This window comes from Zooshikella ganghwensis (assembly GCF_018263875.1).
Taxonomy (GTDB): domain Bacteria; phylum Pseudomonadota; class Gammaproteobacteria; order Pseudomonadales; family Zooshikellaceae; genus Zooshikella; species Zooshikella ganghwensis.
This window is the reverse complement of record NZ_JAEVHG010000009.1, coordinates 30,173-47,653: the sequence shown is the minus strand read 5'-3', so window position 1 is coordinate 47,653 and position 17,481 is coordinate 30,173. Positions and strand designations below refer to the sequence as shown.

The 17,481-nt window shown below is 41.6% G+C and carries 14 protein-coding genes; 2 read left to right on the top strand and 12 right to left on the bottom strand.

Annotation, left to right across the window (positions count from 1 at the left end; all coding sequences use genetic code 11):
- Positions 1–174 precede the first annotated feature (174 nt).
- The 12 genes from KHS79_RS13590 to def all read right to left on the bottom strand — a co-directional run bounded on the left by KHS79_RS13590 (position 175) and on the right by def (position 14,490).
- A complete protein-coding gene (locus KHS79_RS13590) occupies positions 175–1,437 on the bottom strand; it encodes a DUF2254 domain-containing protein (protein WP_212719762.1) in 1,263 nt (420 codons plus the stop codon).
- Positions 1,438–1,656: 219 nt separating this feature from the next.
- The gene (locus KHS79_RS13585) at positions 1,657–2,154 is read right to left on the bottom strand and encodes a GNAT family N-acetyltransferase (RefSeq protein WP_212719761.1); all 498 of its coding nucleotides are present in this window, start codon (positions 2,152–2,154) and stop codon (positions 1,657–1,659) included.
- 530 nt (positions 2,155–2,684) lie between these two features.
- Positions 2,685–3,404, bottom strand: a complete 720-nt coding sequence (locus tag KHS79_RS13580; RefSeq protein WP_038291572.1) for a lysophospholipid acyltransferase family protein — start codon at positions 3,402–3,404, stop codon at positions 2,685–2,687.
- Complete coding sequence (gene gmhB, locus KHS79_RS13575; protein ID WP_094789158.1) at positions 3,401–3,949, bottom strand: D-glycero-beta-D-manno-heptose 1,7-bisphosphate 7-phosphatase; 549 nt, start codon at positions 3,947–3,949, stop codon at positions 3,401–3,403. The genes KHS79_RS13580 and gmhB overlap by 4 nt, the downstream gene beginning before the upstream one ends.
- Positions 3,950–3,996: 47 nt before the next feature.
- Positions 3,997–6,087, bottom strand: coding sequence for a glycine--tRNA ligase subunit beta (gene glyS, locus KHS79_RS13570; protein ID WP_212719760.1), 2,091 nt, complete (start codon positions 6,085–6,087; stop codon positions 3,997–3,999).
- A complete protein-coding gene (glyQ, locus tag KHS79_RS13565; RefSeq protein WP_027708862.1) occupies positions 6,087–7,040 on the bottom strand; it encodes a glycine--tRNA ligase subunit alpha in 954 nt (317 codons plus the stop codon). The genes glyS and glyQ overlap by 1 nt, the downstream gene beginning before the upstream one ends.
- 204 nt (positions 7,041–7,244) lie before the next feature.
- Complete coding sequence (locus KHS79_RS13560; RefSeq protein WP_094789155.1) at positions 7,245–8,189, bottom strand: universal stress protein; 945 nt, start codon at positions 8,187–8,189, stop codon at positions 7,245–7,247.
- A 266-nt stretch (positions 8,190–8,455) separates the two neighbouring features.
- Positions 8,456–9,904, bottom strand: a complete 1,449-nt coding sequence (locus KHS79_RS13555; protein ID WP_094789154.1) for a TrkH family potassium uptake protein — start codon at positions 9,902–9,904, stop codon at positions 8,456–8,458.
- A 26-nt stretch (positions 9,905–9,930) separates the two neighbouring features.
- Complete coding sequence (gene trkA / locus KHS79_RS13550; RefSeq protein WP_027708859.1) at positions 9,931–11,304, bottom strand: Trk system potassium transporter TrkA; 1,374 nt, start codon at positions 11,302–11,304, stop codon at positions 9,931–9,933.
- Between the two features lie 222 nt (positions 11,305–11,526).
- On the bottom strand, positions 11,527–12,897 hold the full coding sequence (gene rsmB, locus KHS79_RS13545) for a 16S rRNA (cytosine(967)-C(5))-methyltransferase RsmB (RefSeq protein WP_212719759.1): 1,371 nt from the start codon (positions 12,895–12,897) through the stop codon (positions 11,527–11,529).
- A 5-nt stretch (positions 12,898–12,902) separates the two neighbouring features.
- Positions 12,903–13,859 carry a methionyl-tRNA formyltransferase gene (gene fmt, locus KHS79_RS13540; protein ID WP_212719758.1) on the bottom strand — a complete coding sequence of 319 codons (957 nt, stop codon included), beginning with the start codon at positions 13,857–13,859 and terminating at the stop codon, positions 12,903–12,905.
- A 109-nt stretch (positions 13,860–13,968) separates the two neighbouring features.
- Positions 13,969–14,490 carry a peptide deformylase gene (gene def / locus KHS79_RS13535; protein ID WP_212719757.1) on the bottom strand — a complete coding sequence of 174 codons (522 nt, stop codon included), beginning with the start codon at positions 14,488–14,490 and terminating at the stop codon, positions 13,969–13,971.
- Between the two features lie 585 nt (positions 14,491–15,075).
- Between def and KHS79_RS13530 the strand changes: the two genes are divergently transcribed.
- Positions 15,076–16,110, top strand: coding sequence for a LysM peptidoglycan-binding domain-containing protein (locus KHS79_RS13530; RefSeq protein WP_027708855.1), 1,035 nt, complete (start codon positions 15,076–15,078; stop codon positions 16,108–16,110).
- A 142-nt stretch (positions 16,111–16,252) separates the two neighbouring features.
- On the top strand, positions 16,253–17,410 hold the full coding sequence (dprA, locus tag KHS79_RS13525) for a DNA-processing protein DprA (RefSeq protein WP_038291571.1): 1,158 nt from the start codon (positions 16,253–16,255) through the stop codon (positions 17,408–17,410).
- The last annotated feature ends 71 nt before the right edge of the window (positions 17,411–17,481 follow it).

The window sequence follows — 17,481 nt, the reverse complement described above, 5'->3', positions numbered from 1 at the left end:
AGCTTTCAAAACTACCACTTCTTAAAATTACAAAGAATCATGAAATGCTAATAGTAATGGTGATTTTAGTTTCTCACTGTTAGCGCCTATTCGCTTACACCTGAGTAAAATAACTCATGTTTAAAATATGACTGAGCTGTGTTGAAAAATTAATTTTAATGTAAAAAAATATAATTAGTCACAAATGACCTTGTCATTCATCTTTTTTACCATATCAGACAAAATATCAACATCACACTCAATACCTAACGTTTTTTTAGAGCATAAATATGAGTCTCTAGCATACTCCAGACAAGCTTTCTGAATCTCTGGACACTCAAGCTTTGAAAGTGAATAAAAAGCTTTTTGCAGCCAGATTGATACTGACAAATCCCCTGCACCATCTCTGGAAATCGCTCTAAATGAATCATTAAACATTGAGCTTATGGTAATTTCAGGTACCATAATTCTATCATATTCTATGGTAGTTTCCTTCTTGTCTGATTTATTCCATAAAACAAACAGTCGTATCATTGATTTAATTACATCAACCGCTGTACCTGAATCATTCACACCTGGTGAAAGTGATCGACAAGCAATCTCCGATAATAAAACCAAACCATAGCAAGGGTCTTCGTCGAACGTTCTACAGCGACCTATGGTAAAAGTCTTTTGAATACATTCGTCACAACCATCAAAAGACTCCATATTATAAATGTGAGCCAATGGATATCCCGGACTTACAAAAGTACCAGGTAATGCCACAACTTCGATAAAACAATCGTGTTCTTTTGCAAACTTCTGAAGCCCACTCATCTCAATTCTTTGTATATGCCCTATTTCACTACCATAAACAGTATATTTTTCTACAAAGCCCGTTTTTATCTTAATACCACCTAGTGTGGGGTTTTGTAATCGTTTCTGAAAGGCTTTCTTTGTCGCCACTTCAACTTTATTAATGGTGGGGCCTAGATGACCTAATCTTGCAACCCGATCAACCCATCGAACAAATGTTAAAATGACAATACCAAAAGTCGTTAAGGTGATAATAAAAAGTACAAAAATACCTGTTTTATCATAAAAATTATTTTTTAACGCTATTAATGACACAATACTAAAAATAAATGCGCCAATGAAGGCAGAAAGAGCATTTTGGGTAACATCATCAGCTATAATTAAATCAAAAGAACGAGGTGTAGCTGTATTACTGGCCAAGGTATAGGAAGATAACATGGAGGCTACAGAAAATGTAGCGATGACTAACATACTATTAGATATGATTGACAGTAATGTTTCTAGTGTTTCTAGTGAAATATTCGGTACATGATCATTAATATCGAGATAGCTACTATTTTTAGCCATCAGTGCAAAAAAAACTGATATCAAGCACATACCAATGGGCTTGAACCACAGTCTTTCTCGCAAACGGTTTAGTACAAACTGTATTCTATTACCCATCAGGTCACCCTTCCTTGGTTTAAATTATTAATATGCACCAATCATTGAAATGTGGAAAAAAACACTAACTTGTATACGTTTTATAGATCCTGTGGCTCTCCAGTATACATCTATCAATTTATCGAGGTATGCAAGCTATTTGTCGAAGCCCTCTAGATTTGCCAGATTAATTTTAAGTTTACAGTAATAACTAGGGCATCGTTTACCAGGCTTATCCAACTAGGTGTTTTTTACTACAAACTCGTGAAAACCCTCTGTTTCAGGAGGTTCGATTTTAGTAACCCCTTTAATTTCAAGCTTATTGAACATGCTTTCCCAAAAGTGTAGTGCTTGTCTGTCATTTTGATAGATAGCAACATGCCACTCATACTGTTTAGATATCATTAGAGTTTCTACAACAGACTTAGCTACTCCTTGCTTTCGGTATTTTGGAAGAATAAATATATCTGACAGCTCATTCATTTGTTTCCCTGAAATTTTGGTAGTCTCTATGGTTGCAAACCCTGCTATTTTATCTTCGACAAAAATAATGTAGGCATCACACTCTTCAAGACCAGATAACACGTCGTTAAGGTATTCGTCATCAATATCAAAGCGTCCAGTTTGATCTATATCCTCGTAGTTAAAAGAGCTTTGATGGTATTGGTAAAACTGCCACAACATACAAAACGCCGTTAAATCACTATTTTCAGCTTTTCGTACTTCAATATTCATCATGGTGTTTAACATCCAGCTTATGTGTAGGCTTGAAGCTGCGAAAAATAAGTTACTGTGCAGCGATTTTTTACAAACCATTATATTTTAATGCTTTGTCAGCCTCAGTGTAGTCACTAATAAATTGGGGGCTTTGCACCCTATTTCCAACTGATACAAAATTGTAGCCTAACATTTCGGATGCCTTTTGATCACAAGGGCCATCCCCGAAGTAGGTTCTGGAATGATAGCGCACTTCACTTTCATCCTGAAAACACTCTGTATCGAAATCATATGACTTGACCAACGTCCCATCAATGTCAAACATGACTAGGTGTACAAACTCTCCTTGGACTCACAACTATTAATAAGCGTCACTCTAACGTATACCTTGACCTCCTTTTTGAGGTTTGGTTGCGGACGACAGTTAAACATCAGCTCTGTAATGATTGTTTATTTATGGTGCTTAAATGGAGAGTATGGAATACAGCAAGGAGGTATTTGCAGGGAGGATTAAAAGTGAAGCAATAAAGCTGCTTCACCTTCATTAGACGCTATGACAGCGCTGAAAAAATCCATTGGCGGCATTCATCATTAATTGCTTTATACTCTCTGCCAGCTGTTGCAATAGGTTTGCCTATATGGACTGTGACATGACCTGGACGTTTAATAAATGATTTTGGCGGCCAACAGTCACCAGCATTATGTGCAATAGGGAGAATCTGCTTTCCGGAATTTACAGCTAAAACTGCCCCTCCTGTTGAAAATTTTCCTAACTGACCTGATGGCTTTCGAGTTCCTTCAGGAAAAATTAAAACTGAGTAACCTTTTTTAAGCAGGTCTGACCCTTTTTTTAAAATATATTTCATTGACTGGCGTTTATTGCTGCGATTTATCGCAATTGGTTGCACTAAGCCGAAAGCCCAGCCAAAAAAAGGTATAAAAAGAAGTTCTCGTTTAATTACCTGACTTTGTGGACTAATGAGTGTTTGTAGAAAAAATGTTTCCCAAGCACTTTGATGATTGCTGATAATAACACAGCTATCTTCAGGAATATTTTCTTTGCCTTTTATCTCAAAGGTTATACCACAAAAAATTTTACATAATAAAACCGCTACTTTAGCCCAAGGGCTGACAATAATGGCGTGACGCTTTTGTGGAGGGATTGCGAGTCCCACTAAAATAAAAAAACTTGTCCACAAACATGTCCATACTGATAGTACTAAATAAAATAGAACGGTTCTGGAAACTAATAAAATAGTGTTATCCTTCATGCTTTGTGGTCCTGGGATAAAAGAGCCTCGGCAAAGTCTGCCAAATCATCATGTATTTCTGCTTTAATTGCTGGGTTTGCTGTTAATGTACGTTGACCTTTACCTGACTTTACCAATATAGGTTTACAGCCTGCTTTTTCAGCAGCTTCGATGTCTCGTAATGAGTCACCGACTAACCAGGCATTGATAGCTGATGTTTTCAATGTTGATTCAATTTGATTTATTAAACCCGTTTTTGGTTTGCGGCAGTCACATGCATCATCAGGTCCATGAGGACAGTAAACAATACACTCAATCTTGCCTTTTGCCTCGCTAACCATTGATAGCATTTTTTCATGCATTGCCAATAATGTTTTTTCTGAAAACAGTCCACGTGCAATGCCAGACTGATTTGTAGCAACTGTAATGAGATAACCTGCCTGAGAAAGTTTAGCGATAGCCTCAATACTTCCGGGAATCGGTTGCCACTCTTCTACTGTCTTAATGTAACTATCTGAGTCCTGGTTTATGACACCATCTCTATCGAGAATGATTAGCTTGCTCATAACTGCTCTGGAATGTTTAAGCAGCTGTAAAACAGCTGCTTTATTTCTTACTTAGTGGTTAATAGAGAAATATCCGCTACACCTAAAAATAAGGCTCGCAGTTCTCTAAGCAGTGCATATCGGTTTTGACGTAATGCAGCATCTTCAGCATTAACTAAAACATCATCAAAAAAACGATCAACACTGTCTTTTAACGACGCTAATGCTTCTAACGCTGCAGTATATGAACGTTGTTGAAAAAGCGGTGCTACTTCTTTGCGCTTACTGTCAAGCGCTGTTGCTAGTTGTTGCTCGGCCTTTTCTTGAAGCAGTTTTTTATCAATAGGTTGGTCGGTAAAAGCTTTACCTTGTTTTGCCAAAATATTGGAGACACGCTTATTCGCTTCAGCAAGCGCAGTAGCCTCTGGGAGTTCAGTAAAGCGAGCAACAGCTTTAATACGTTGATCAAAGTCTAAAGGCTTGACTGGTTTCAGTGCTTTAACTGCCAGGAATACTTCTGCTGCGATACCTTCATCGTGATACCAAGCTCTAAACCGTTCTAAAAGAAACTCAAAGACATGTTCATGCAAGTCTTTAGCAATATTAAGCTTGGTATTACTTTGGCTATAACCCTCAATAGACTTTTGAATACAGCTTAGTAGGTCTAAGTCGAGTGATTTTTCAATGATAATACGTAGAATTCCTAAAGCTGCACGACGCAAGCCAAAGGGGTCTTTAGTTCCTGTAGGTGGTTGACCAATAGCGAAAATACCTACAAGTGTATCCAATTTATCTGCAATCGCGAGGGCGGCACCTGTCGTTGTTGTCGGTACCTGATCACCTGCAAATCTGGGCATATATTGCTCATGCAAGGCACTTGCAATTTCTGCATGTTCATTATCGTGCTGGGCATAGTAATAACCCATCGTCCCTTGCAGCTCAGGAAATTCCAGTACCATTTCTGCTGCAAGGTCTGATTTACAGAGCTGACCTGCACGTTGAGCAAGTTCTGCATCGCCATTGATTGCTGTGGCAATATAGCTTGCTAAGTTGGCGACACGTTCTGTTTTATCAAAAATACTACCTAGTTTTGCTTGAAATACGATGGGTTTAAGTTTTTCTCTGAAATCGAACAAGGTTTTTTTCTTATCTGTTTCAAAGAAAAACATCGCATCGGCCAAGCGAGGGCGTATTACTTTCTCATTACCTGAAATGACCTGGCTGGGGTCTTTACTTTCAATGTTGCTAACCGTGATAAAGTTAGGCAACAGTTGTTGCTCTTTATCCACTAAGTGGAAATATTTCTGGTGACCTTTCATTGAAGAGATAAGCGCTTCAGAGGGTACACTCAGGAAACGTTCATCAAATGAGCCTAACAGTGCAACAGGCCATTCAACTAGCGCTGTTACTTCATCTAATAAGCTTTCATCAATAACCGCATGACCAGAAATGGTTTTCGCTAAGTCTTCTATCTGTTGGCGAATTTGTTGTTTTCTCCCAGCAAAGTCAGCAATAACAAAGCCTTGCTCTTTTAATACTTTAGGGTAATCCTGTGGTGCTTTCAGCGGTAAAGGTTTACCACAGTGAAAGCGGTGGCCATAGGTTATGTTGCTTGCGGGCTGACCCAATACTTCACAGTTGATGATGTCTTGTCCTAACAGCATGACCAGCCACTGTACAGGTCTGACAAACTCATCGCGTTTCGCACCCCAACGCATACGCTTAGGAATCGGTAAACTATCAACAGATTTATCCACAATTGATGGTAGTAGAGTGGTTGCCTTAGAGCCCTTTTGTACCGTGCGATATACCAACCAGGCATTTTTTCCTTGAGTTAAGGTATCCAAGTTATCCACAGTTGTACCACAAGATCGTGCAAAACCTTCTGCTGCTTTCGTCGGTTTTCCGTCAGCATTGAAGGCAGCAGTAAGTGCAGGTCCTCTCCGCTCGATCTCTTGGTCTGGTTGCTGTGTTTCGAGCTGGCTTATAAGTAGTGCCAAGCGGCGAGGCGTTGCAAATATCTGGTGCTTAGCAAACTTTAAGTTAGCGGCCTTTAAACCCTCAATGATCCCGTTAGCAAAGGCAATAGAAAGAGACTGTAAAGCCTTAGGTGGTAATTCTTCCGTTCCTAGCTCAACTAAGAAATCTTGCTTTGCCATTACTTTTGTTCCTCATGAGATTTAGCCAAAACTTCTGCGCGAATAGATGGGTCCGCTAGGGGAAAGCCCAGCGCTTGACGTGCATTAAAGTAAGCTTGGGCTACTGCTCGGGCTAGCGTTCGTACTCGCAAAATAAAGCGTTGTCTTTCTGTTACTGAGATGGCATGCCGAGCATCCAGCAGGTTAAATGTATGAGAAGCCTTCAGTACATACTCGTAAGCAGGAAGAGGTAGGTTTAAATCGACAAGGCGCTGGCTTTCCCGCTCAAAAAAGTCAAATTGTTTGAACAGCTCCTCAGTGTCAGCATGCTCAAAGTTGAACGTGGACATTTCCACTTCGTTCTGGTGGAAAACATCACCATAGGTGACTTTGCCTAAAGGGCCATCAGTCCATACCAAGTCGTATACGGTATCCACTTCTTGTAGATACATAGCAATACGCTCTAAGCCGTAAGTAATTTCACCTGTAACGGGGTAGCACTCTATGCCACCTGCTTGTTGGAAGTAAGTAAACTGAGTGACTTCCATACCGTTAAGCCATACTTCCCAACCTAGGCCCCATGCACCTAATGTGGGTGACTCCCAGTTATCTTCAACAAAGCGAATGTCGTGAACAAGTGGGTCGATGCCCAGTGCTTTAAGAGAACCTAAATACAGCTCTTGAATATTATCTGGCGATGGCTTTATGACCACCTGAAACTGATAGTAATGTTGTAAACGGTTTGGGTTTTCACCGTAACGACCATCAGTGGGCCGGCGACTGGGCTGTACGTAAGCAGAACTCCAGCGTTCTGGACCGATAGCACGTAGGAAGGTGGCTGGGTGAAATGTGCCTGCACCTACTTCCATATCCAATGGTTGCAAAATAACACAGCCCTGGTTTGCCCAGTACTCTTGGAGTGCCAGGATCAATCCCTGAAATGTACGGATGTCTGGTGAATTCTGCTTAGCCACAATACCACCTCGGTAATAGCATAATGCGATGGAAAAATGAGCGGGATTATAGCGTGTTATGGATATGAAAATATAGAGAAAGCCCCAAATACTTGTATTACATGAAAGTTAAAGTAGTTGCTTTCATAAACACTTTATGTATGGGGCTGTTGTAGTTGGCTCTTGCCAAAGTTTGCTGAGTATTACCCTCAACTAAGGGTATATTTATTTAATGGTTGGAGCAGCAAAACCTTCTGGTTTTACCGCAAGCACTGAACAGCTCGCTTCATTCAGTACGTTTTCAGCTGTATTACCTATGACGAACCCTGCGAGTCCTGTTCGGCCAACGGTGCCCATGACGATCATATCAACATCTTCTTTTTGCGCCAGGCGTTGTATTTCTACAGAAGCACTGCCTTTGATCAGGTGTGGGATGACTCCAGGTTTATCCATTCCCTCGGCATTAATTAAGTTATTCATCGCCCGCTCATTTTCACTACGGGTTTTTTCCAGCATTTCGTCAATTTCTTCTTCAGGCATATTGATAAAAGGACCTCTTAACCTTTCTTCTCCATATAGCCCCCACACTTGGATAATATGAAGTTCTTCTGCCTGCTCCATAGTAAACAAACTATCTGCATAGCTAAGTAGACGCTTATTGAGCTTGACGCGCTCATCATTGTCAAAGTCGGAGTCGATAGCCACTAAAATTTTCTTCACATCACCAGTGTGTGTTCCTGTATCGACAAGGAGCCAAACTGGGACGGGACATTTGCGTAACAAGTTAAGGTCATCGCCTGTTAATTTTTTACGGCTGAAGTTGATAAAGGGGTCAGCAAGCTTAATTACCAAATCGAAGTTTTCTTTCTGAACCAGTCGTATGATTTCGGTGTAAGCTTTACCCCAAAGTATTCGAGTATCGCAATTGCTAACACCTGCCTGATTGACTTTATTGCGAAACTCATTCACTACTTCATCCAGTTGATGAGTAAAAAGCCGTTTTAGCTTTGTCTCCATGGCCAGCTCAGCCAGGCGAGAGATAGGCTCATCAATAGCTACAATCGTAAGCTTTGCATTATTTGCTTTGGTAAGCTTAATGGCTTTATCGATCTCATCGTTGTTGTAATGGGTGTGAGTAATCGCTACGAGGATATTTTTAAACTCATTCATGTCCGGCTCCTGAAGTATTGCTTATTATATTTATCGATGTATTTCCTATAGATTAGACCCTATGGGTCAAGACATTTAAGACAGATTAATGGTTTAAATCAGTTGTGTTACGTTATGAGTAAAGTAATCTTGTTTTCAAGTAATATCATTAACAGGCCAGACTAGCCTGCTAAAAAACCTTTGTTTTGGGGATAGGCATTATGCTTCCTTGTTGCTTACAAAAACTGCCAGATACCCTCTTGTTAGCACTGCCAAAATACTGGTTGTTAGCGCCGCCAAAATGCTGGAGAAAATAGTACAAGCAGTGTAAAAATTTCCAGACGACCTAAAAGCATAGCCAAACAAAGGATCCATTTTGCCGCATCAGGTAAACCTGCGTAGTTCGCTGCTGCATCACCTAGGGCTGGACCTAAGTTATTCATACAGGATGCAACTGTTGAAAAAGAAGTGGGTAAATCCAAACCTAATGCCAGCATTGCCAGAAAAAGCGTAATAAAAATGAAAACATATACTGAAAAGTAACCCCATACCGCTTCTATCACGCGTTCAGGAAGTGCTTTTTTGCCAAGCTTAATGGGGACGATGGCATTTGGGTGAAGGAGTTTTTGAACCTCACGCACCCCCTGTTTAAATATCAACATAACACGAATAACTTTAATTCCACCAGCTGTAGATCCTGCACAGCCTCCGACAAAGCATGTCCAAAATAGCAGGTAGGGTAAAAAGTGTGGCCAGATCGAAAAATCTGCGGTACCAAAACCAGTGGTTGTAGCTATAGACACCACTTCAAAAACCCCAAAGCGAATAGACTCTGAGAGGTTGTAAGGGGAGTCAAAATATAAAACTAAAACAGCGACTAAGCTAATTGAAAGCAGTAACCAGAGGTACAGTTTAACCTCTGAATCATTAAAATAGTGCTTGATACTTCGGTGTCGCCAGGCAAAAAAGTGGAGCGCGAAATTAATCCCTGCCAGAACCATAAAAACAATACAAATAGCTTCAACGGCACTATTGTTAAAGTAACCCAGACTGGCATCATGTGTTGAGAATCCGCCAATGGCGATGGTTGAAAAACTATGACAAATTGCGTCGAATAAACTCATTCCTGCTAACCAGTAAGCGAGAAAACAGGCCAGGGTTAGGCATAAATAGATATACCAAAGCGCTTTAGCCGTTTCTGTTATCCGCGGTGTTAGCTTGGTATCTTTGATAGGGCCTGGCGTTTCTGCACGGTACAGCTGCATTCCTCCAATACCCAACATGGGCAAAATGGCTACCGCAAGCACGATAATCCCCATTCCCCCTAACCACTGAAGTTGCTGCCGATAAAATAAAATGGACTTGGGTAGGCTGTCTAAGCTGGTAATCACTGTGGCACCTGTTGTGGTAAGTCCAGACAGTGACTCAAACAGCGTATCTATAAACGACAGCTGTGGGCTTTTCATTAAGTAGAGGGGGAGTGTTCCGAAGGTTGCTAGCACTGTCCAAAAAAGTACTGTGACTAAAAAACCATCACGAATCCTTAACTCCTGTTTGACTTTCCAAACAGGTGCCCAGCTTATGAAGCCTGTTGCTAACGTGATCAGGAAGGCATATCCAAAAATAGCCACTTCTTGCTCACCATACCATTTAGCGACTAATGCTGGAGGCAATAGCGTAAAACTAAAAAGCATGAGCAAGATGCCAAGAATTTTAATGATAATAGAAAAACGCATGCTTGCCTTAAATTTAGTCCTTTAAGCTAGAAGAATGTGAGGCCAACTTGGAATAGACGCTCAACTTCTTTAATACGGCGCTTGTCGGTTACGAATAAAATAACATGATCATTAGATTCAATCACAATATGGTCATGAGCAATGAGGACTTGTTCATTACGAACAATCGCGCCAATTGATGCGCCTGGAGGTAGCTCAATTTCATCAATTGTTCGACCGACTACTTTAGAGCTTTTGGCATCACCATGAGCAATGGCCTCAATTGCTTCTGCAGCTCCCCTTCTTAATGAGTGGACATTGACGACATCACCGCGACGAACATGGGTTAATAAGCTGCCAATGGTTGCCATTTGTGGTGAAATGGCAATATCAATTTCACCACCCTGAACAAGATCAACATAAGCAGGGTTGCTGATTAATGCCATTACTTTTCTGGCACCTAAACGTTTTGCCAGCATTGCAGACATGACATTGGCTTCGTCGTCATTAGTTAAGGCGCAAAAAATATCTGTTTCTTCAATATTTTCAGCCAGTAATAACTCGCGATCAGATGCGTGACCATGGAAGACAATTGATTTATTGAGTAACTGCGATAAAAAGTGACAGCGAGGTAAGTCACGCTCGATGATTTTGATGTTATAACGGTTCTCAATCGACTCTGCTAAGCGCTGACCGATATTTCCCCCACCAGCAATGATAATGCGCTTATAGACATTATCCAGCCGTCTCAACTCACTCATAACATCACGAATGTGTTTTTGTGCTGCAATAAAAAACACTTCATCATCTGCTTCGATGACGGTGGAACCTTCTGGCATAATAGCCTTACCACGGCGAAAAATGGCGGCAACACGTGTATCAACAGAAGGCATATGTTCACGTAGAAAGCGTAATTCTTGATTAACAAGAGGGCCGCCGTAATAGGCTTTTACTGCTACTAGCTGTACTTTTCCTCCTGCAAAGTCTAGAACCTGAAGTGCTCCTGGGTGTTCGATCAAGCGTTGAATATAGTTTGTTACAACCTGCTCTGGGCTAATCAGGACATCAATTGGAATGACATCGTTTTTGAATAACTCTGACTGATTTAAATAAGACGTCTGACGGATACGTGCAATTTTAGTGGGGGTGCGAAACAGGGTATAAGAAATTTGACAGGCCACCATATTCACTTCGTCACTGTTAGTGACGGCAACCAGCATATCGGCATCATCTGCCCCAGCCTGACGTAATACATTCGGAAATGAAGCGTGACCTTGAATGGTTCGAATATCGATTCGGTCTTGCAGTTCACGTAAGCGATCACCATTGGTGTCTACTACAGTGATATCATTTGCTTCATCAGCTAAATTTTCAGCGAGTGTCCCGCCAACCTGACCTGCGCCTAGTATAATTATTTTCATAGTCGCTCTTCACAGCCTCTGACAAGATGCTCACAACAGGCTGAGTACCCTACGTGATTCATGATTATTCTATTTCCGGCTTAGCCAGAAAATGGGGGTTAAGTAAACAATAGTTATGCATAAATGAAATGATATAAGTATTTTTACATAAATAGTCTTCACAAACCGTATATTTTTAAAGTCGTTTGCGCTATTGGTTACAGACCGGTAATGATGGCGGTGTTATGCCTTTTTTTTCTGTAATAGTGCGTAAAAAAAACCATCATGGCTATCGTTAGTAGGGAGTAGCTGTCTGCCATAACCTGTATCATAACCCCAGCCTACATCCAAATTTAATAACGATGCATCAGTTGTGTGCTGCAAAAAATACGCAATCTGTTGGCTATTTTCTTGTTGCATCACTGAGCATGTTGCATAGAGTAACTTGCCTCCCGGCTTTAGCAAAGCCCAAAGTGCTGACAAAATCTGCTGTTGAAGATCTGCTAAATTTGCTATGTCTCTGGCTTGCCTGAGTAATTTAATATCAGGGTGACGACGAATAACACCTGTTGCCGAGCACGGTGCATCTAACAGAATACGGTCAAATGGTTTGCCATCCCACCATGCTTCAGGATTACCAGCATCACCTGCTATACAATCTGCACTGAGTTTTAGTCTGGATAAATTGTCACTGACACGTTGTAAACGCTCACTGTCACAGTCAAGCGCCACCATATTGGCTAAGTCTGGCTCATGCTCTAGCATATGACAGGTTTTACCGCCTGGAGCGGCGCAAGCATCCAGCACACGCTGGCCTGGTGCTAGGTCTAATAATGCTGGCGTTAATTGCGGTGCTTCATCCTGTACGCTCACAAAACCATCAGTAAAGTTAGGTAGCAGTGCAACATCAATAGGTTGTTCGAGCTGAATACCAACTGATGAATGTGGCGTTGCAAATGCACCAATTCCGCTGGCTTTGAGTGTTTGTAAGTACTCATCTCGCTGAATATAACGCTGGTTTACTCGAAGCGTCATGGGAGGGTGCTGATTATTGGCTGAGGCAATATGCTGCCATTGGTCAGGATATTGCGCTTCTAGCAATGTTAATAACCAAGCAGGATGGTTGAAAGTGACTTCCATTTTTTCACTTTGACAGGAAGTCGCTGTTTGCTGGCGTTGATAATTCCTCAGCACCCCATTAATTAATTTATTGGCCCATGGTTTTTTGAGCTGTCTAGCCCCAGCCACTGTCTCAGAGACTGCGGCATGAGCAGGGGTTCGCATATGAGTGAGCTGCAAAATGCCCAGCATGATAAGCGCCATAACATCCTGGTCTTTAGGTTTAAGAGGTTTTTGTAACAGCTGGTGGGCTGACTGTTGCAGTTTATAGAAGTGTCTGCAGCAACCAAAACATAGTGCTTGGAATAAACCACTTTCTGTTTGATTAACTCGCAGTGAATACTTAGGTAATAAACTAGCAAGTGATTGCTTATTTACAATAACCTCTTTGATAACCAAAGCTGCTGCAGTTCGGGCGCTTAGTGATTTACCCTGTTTTTTGCTCGCAGGCTTATTTTGGCTATGGTTTTTAGCTGGGGGAATTTTTTCACTCATAAAGTTTATGCAGATGTGAATTGTTGATTAATTGTAAATAAGTGGCCACGACTGTTTAGGATATCTTGAGCACTCATCGCTTTTGCCCCAGCAAGCTGTAGCTTGGTTATGCGAATGGCACTATCTAGACAGGCTACAGTAATACCGTGTTTATCTGCTGCTAGAATTGTTCCTGGTTCTGCTTGGTGAGCAATTGCTTCCAGCTCAGCCTCCCAGATACGAACTACTTCTCCGTTGAGATTGCTAAAAGCAATAGGACGAGGATTAAAACCACGAATTAATCGGTGGATAGTTTCAGCAGGTTGCTGCCAGTTTATTTCAGCTTCAGCTTTATTGATCTTTTCTGCATAAGTTGCTTGGCTGTGATCTTGTTGCTCAGGAGAAAGGTTTCCTTGAGCAAGTGCAGAAAGAGCTGCAGGCAGTGTTTGTGCGCCAAGTGCAGTGATGCGCTGGTAAAGCTCAGCAGATGTGTCTGCCTGGGTAATTAGGCACTCTGCTGTTAACAGCATATCACCCGTATCTAACCCAGCATCCATTTGCATGATGGTTACTCCGGTCTTTTCATCTCCTGCTAATAATGCTCGCTCAATGGGGGCTGCACCTCGCCAGCGGGGGAGTAATGATGCATGTACGTTGATACAGCCTAAGCGTGGGATATCCAACACAGCTTGTGGCAAAATTAAGCCATAAGCGACAACTACCAATACATCAGGCTTTAACGCAGCTAACTCAGCTTGAGCACTTGGGTCACGTAATGTTTTCGGCTGATAAACAGGCAGCTGGTGCTGTTGAGCCAGTGTTTTCACGGGACTCATGGTAACTTTTCGACCACGGCCAGCAGGGCGATCAGGTTGGCTATAAACGGCGATAATTTGATGTTCGCTTTCAAGTAATGCCTGTAAGTGGGCAGCAGCAAAGTCTGGGGTGCCAGCAAACACAACGTTCAGTGGTGATTGGCTCATTTTTTCTCCTGACAAAACGATAAGGCCTGCTTTGTAAAAGCAAGCCTGAAGCATACTCTAATGAGGGAGATTAGAACTAGAAGAGATATATTTGAAAGTGATGTTAGGGTTATGCACTCACTGGGTTTTGTTGAAGGCGGTGTGCTTTCTCAAGTTTCTTTTTGATGCGGTTTCGTTTTAGTGGAGATAAGTAGTCAACAAACAGCTTACCGTTTAAATGATCCACTTCATGCTGAATACACACAGCCTGTAGGCCTTCAAGCTCCAACGTAAAGGATTCACCTTCGACATTGAGTGCTGTTACTGTGACTCGAGTGGGGCGAACTACTTCCTCATAAAAACCTGGTACAGACAAGCAGCCTTCTTGAAGATGCCCTTGTTCGTCAGTCAGTGGGGTAATATCTGGGTTGATAAACACTAAGGGCTCATTTTGCTCTTCAGACGTGTCCATAACGACCACACGCTTATGCACATTCACCTGAGTGGCAGCAAGACCAATACCTGGCGCTGCATACATTGTTTCCAGCATATCTTTAGCAAGTTGTTTGATAGCATTATCTACCTTTTCAACTGGCTGTGCCTTGGTTCGTAAACGAGAGTCAGGAAACTCCAGAATATTTAAGATAGCCATGCTTTCTCTTATACCTCTATTCAAACACTGCCCACTTTTTGGAAGCCCATAATAATACAATAGCGCAAAACAGAAAACTGGCTTAAGTTATGGCCGCTGGTCAGCTTCTTAACGTGTTGTCCTGGTTCTCTGTTACCAAAGTGCTTTTCACAAAACACTCTGCTTTAAGTAACGGGTGAGAGAAAGTATCCATTAAGTCGTTAGCAACCTGTCATTAATGGTTTGTCTTTTTATATAAGGTGATAGTTCATTTACTGGTTTGACTTGAGATCACGTTCTATAATTTTTGGTTATCAGTATCTCTTGATCAAATAATAGTTATTCACAAATAAATAGTTATATACATCACATTTTTTGTGAAAAAGTAACGGTAATACAGAAAATCCTGCGCTATATTGCGCTTAGAGGCATTGATGATATGAGTGCCCATATGAGCCTCGACCGCTTTGTGTATACAACAGACTGTGTATGTTGGCATATGTAACATATTGCAAAGGGGTCAAATTCGTTTTCGGGGGAGTTCGCTCCATCATTTTATCTGCCTTAATTGCAACGATGATAACCAATAAGTTAGGGGCCTTCACCATGAGGAAAGTGCTGCTTGGGATAGTATTATCCTGTTTGTTCAGCTTTTCAGCCTTTGGGGCGACAGAAGATGTAGTGAAGTCAGGGCATCCGCAGTCCTATACAGTGAAACGCGGTGATACCCTTTGGGATATTGCAAGCATGTTTTTAAGCAAGCCATGGATGTGGCCTGAAATTTGGCATGTTAATCCTGAAATACAAAATCCACATAAAATTTATCCAGGTGATGTGATCAACTTAGTGTATGTTGATGGCAAACCACGACTCGTGTTGGGTAAGCGTGGAGATGGTGGACGCACAATTCGCTTGTCTCCAAAGATTCGCTCCACACCCATTGATACGGCAATACCATCAATTCCATTAAATGCCATTAGCAGCTTTTTAAAACGGAGCCGAATTATTGATAACACAGACGGTGTTTCAAAAGCACCTTATGTGATTGCCAGCCGTCAAGAAAGAATTGTGACTGGGGCAGGTGATGTGATTTATGCAAGAGGACAATTCCCTGAAGATGCAAAAGCTATGGGGGTGTTTCGTAAAGGCAGAGATTACACTGATCCAAAAACAAAAGAGTATTTAGGAACAGTTGTTCATGATATTGGTGTGGCGAAAATAAAGTCTGTTTCAGGTGATGTGGGGACTGTTTCTATTACCGAAAGTAACCAGGAGATTAGAGTAGGTGACCGTCTGTTAGAAACAGAAGAAACAGCGGTACAACCGACTTTTTATCCTAGTGCACCAAAACAAACCGTTGAGGGTGAAATACTGAGTGTGATTGGGGGGGTTACCCAAATTGGTCAGTTTGATAATGTATTAATAAACCTTGGTGGCCGCAATGGTGTGATGTCTGGAACAGTCTTATCAATTAATCGGGTAGCAATTGTTCATGATAAGATTGCTAAGCAAAAAGTCGAGTTACCGCCAGAGCATGTAGGCACACTGATGGTGTATAAAGCGTTTGATAAAATGAGCTATGGCATTGTATTAAAAGCATTACAGCCTATTAATACGGGTGACATGGTTACCAATCCATAAGAACGTTGTTTTTCAGTAAATAAAAAACTACTGATTATTTATAAAGGGGGACCAGAGTCCTCCTTTTTTGTGTTGAGCGATAAGTAAAGTATGTGATTGTATATTGGAAAGTACATGATAATGACGAGGGGCGATAATCACTATGCCACATCAGCAATATGAATGGACTGCTATTGCACCATGGTTGACGCTATTTTTAATTCCTGGCATTGGGCCGCGTCGTTTTCATCAGCTATTAGAAAAAATGGGAACACCTGAAAATGTATTAGCAGCAAACCCAAATACACTAACGGGTTTGCCAAAGGAATCCATTGAAGGGTTAAGGCAGTTACAAAGGCAGACGGGTGAAATTTACTCAGAAATTCAACGACAACTTGAGGATACTTACCTTTGGTTTGAAAAACCTCATCACTACATAATTCCCTACCACGCGACACTCTACCCTAAGTTATTACAAGAGCTTGTTGATGCGCCTCCACTGCTATTTGTGAATGGTCATTTAGAATTTTTGTCTCTCAAGCAGATTGCTATTGTTGGTAGCCGAAATCCAAGTAACCAAGGGCAGGAAAATGCTTATTCATTTGCAGCAGAGTTAGCCAGTCGTGGTTATGTGATTACCAGTGGCTTAGCCTATGGTGTTGATGCTGCTGCGCATCAAGGGGCCTTGGCTGGTGGTGGTGCGACAGTTGCGGTATTGGGAACTGGTCTTGATGTGGTGTACCCCGCGCGACATAAAGCACTTGCTGAACGTATTTGTGAGCGAGGTGCTTTGATTAGTGATTTTCCATTATCAACAAAACCTCAGTCCAGTAACTTTCCTCGTCGCAATAGGCTAATCAGCGGTCTAAGTACAGGAGTCTTGGTGGTGGAAGCAACATTGAACAGTGGCTCGTTGATTACTGCTAGGTTAGCAGCGGAACAGGGGCGTGATGTATTTGCAATACCAGGCTCTATTCACAACCCGTTGAGTAAAGGTTGTCATGAGCTGATTCGACAGGGGGCCAAGCTGGTTGATCAAGTTGATCACATTGTGGAAGAAGTACGGCGCCAGACCCCTCCCAATGTCCAACACATTGACTTTGGAAATAATGAAACATCTGACGAAGCAACCCAATCAGCACTCAACACTGAACAGCAGAGTGTGATGGAAGCGATAGAGGATACTACCTGTCACATAGACCAAATTGTTTTGAGAACGACACTTAATGTACAACAAGTTGCTGATGCGTTATTGCAACTAGAATTATCAGGCTTTATTGAAAGTGTTCCTGGTGGCTATCGCAAACGTATGAGGTCTTAGCGCGCTCTATATTGGGTTATGTTTGCACCTGGATTTTTATAAGAAGTTGAGCTGTTTGGAATATACTACGA

Excerpts from the sequence above, each read along its gene's own strand:
- KHS79_RS13590 (WP_212719762.1), bottom strand. The coding sequence starts at position 1,437 with ATGGGTAATAGAATACAGTTTGTACTAAACCGTTTGCGAGAAAGACTG.
- KHS79_RS13585 (WP_212719761.1), bottom strand. The coding sequence starts at position 2,154 with ATGATGAATATTGAAGTACGAAAAGCTGAAAATAGTGATTTAACGGCG.
- KHS79_RS13580 (WP_038291572.1), bottom strand. The coding sequence starts at position 3,404 with ATGAAGGATAACACTATTTTATTAGTTTCCAGAACCGTTCTATTTTAT.
- gmhB (WP_094789158.1), bottom strand. The coding sequence starts at position 3,949 with ATGAGCAAGCTAATCATTCTCGATAGAGATGGTGTCATAAACCAGGAC.
- glyS (WP_212719760.1), bottom strand. The coding sequence starts at position 6,087 with ATGGCAAAGCAAGATTTCTTAGTTGAGCTAGGAACGGAAGAATTACCA.
- KHS79_RS13560 (WP_094789155.1), bottom strand. The coding sequence starts at position 8,189 with ATGAATGAGTTTAAAAATATCCTCGTAGCGATTACTCACACCCATTAC.
- KHS79_RS13555 (WP_094789154.1), bottom strand. The coding sequence starts at position 9,904 with ATGCGTTTTTCTATTATCATTAAAATTCTTGGCATCTTGCTCATGCTT.
- trkA (WP_027708859.1), bottom strand. The coding sequence starts at position 11,304 with ATGAAAATAATTATACTAGGCGCAGGTCAGGTTGGCGGGACACTCGCT.
- rsmB (WP_212719759.1), bottom strand. The coding sequence starts at position 12,897 with ATGAGTGAAAAAATTCCCCCAGCTAAAAACCATAGCCAAAATAAGCCT.
- fmt (WP_212719758.1), bottom strand. The coding sequence starts at position 13,859 with ATGAGCCAATCACCACTGAACGTTGTGTTTGCTGGCACCCCAGACTTT.
- def (WP_212719757.1), bottom strand. The coding sequence starts at position 14,490 with ATGGCTATCTTAAATATTCTGGAGTTTCCTGACTCTCGTTTACGAACC.
- KHS79_RS13530 (WP_027708855.1), top strand. The coding sequence starts at position 15,076 with ATGAGGAAAGTGCTGCTTGGGATAGTATTATCCTGTTTGTTCAGCTTT.
- dprA (WP_038291571.1), top strand. The coding sequence starts at position 16,253 with ATGCCACATCAGCAATATGAATGGACTGCTATTGCACCATGGTTGACG.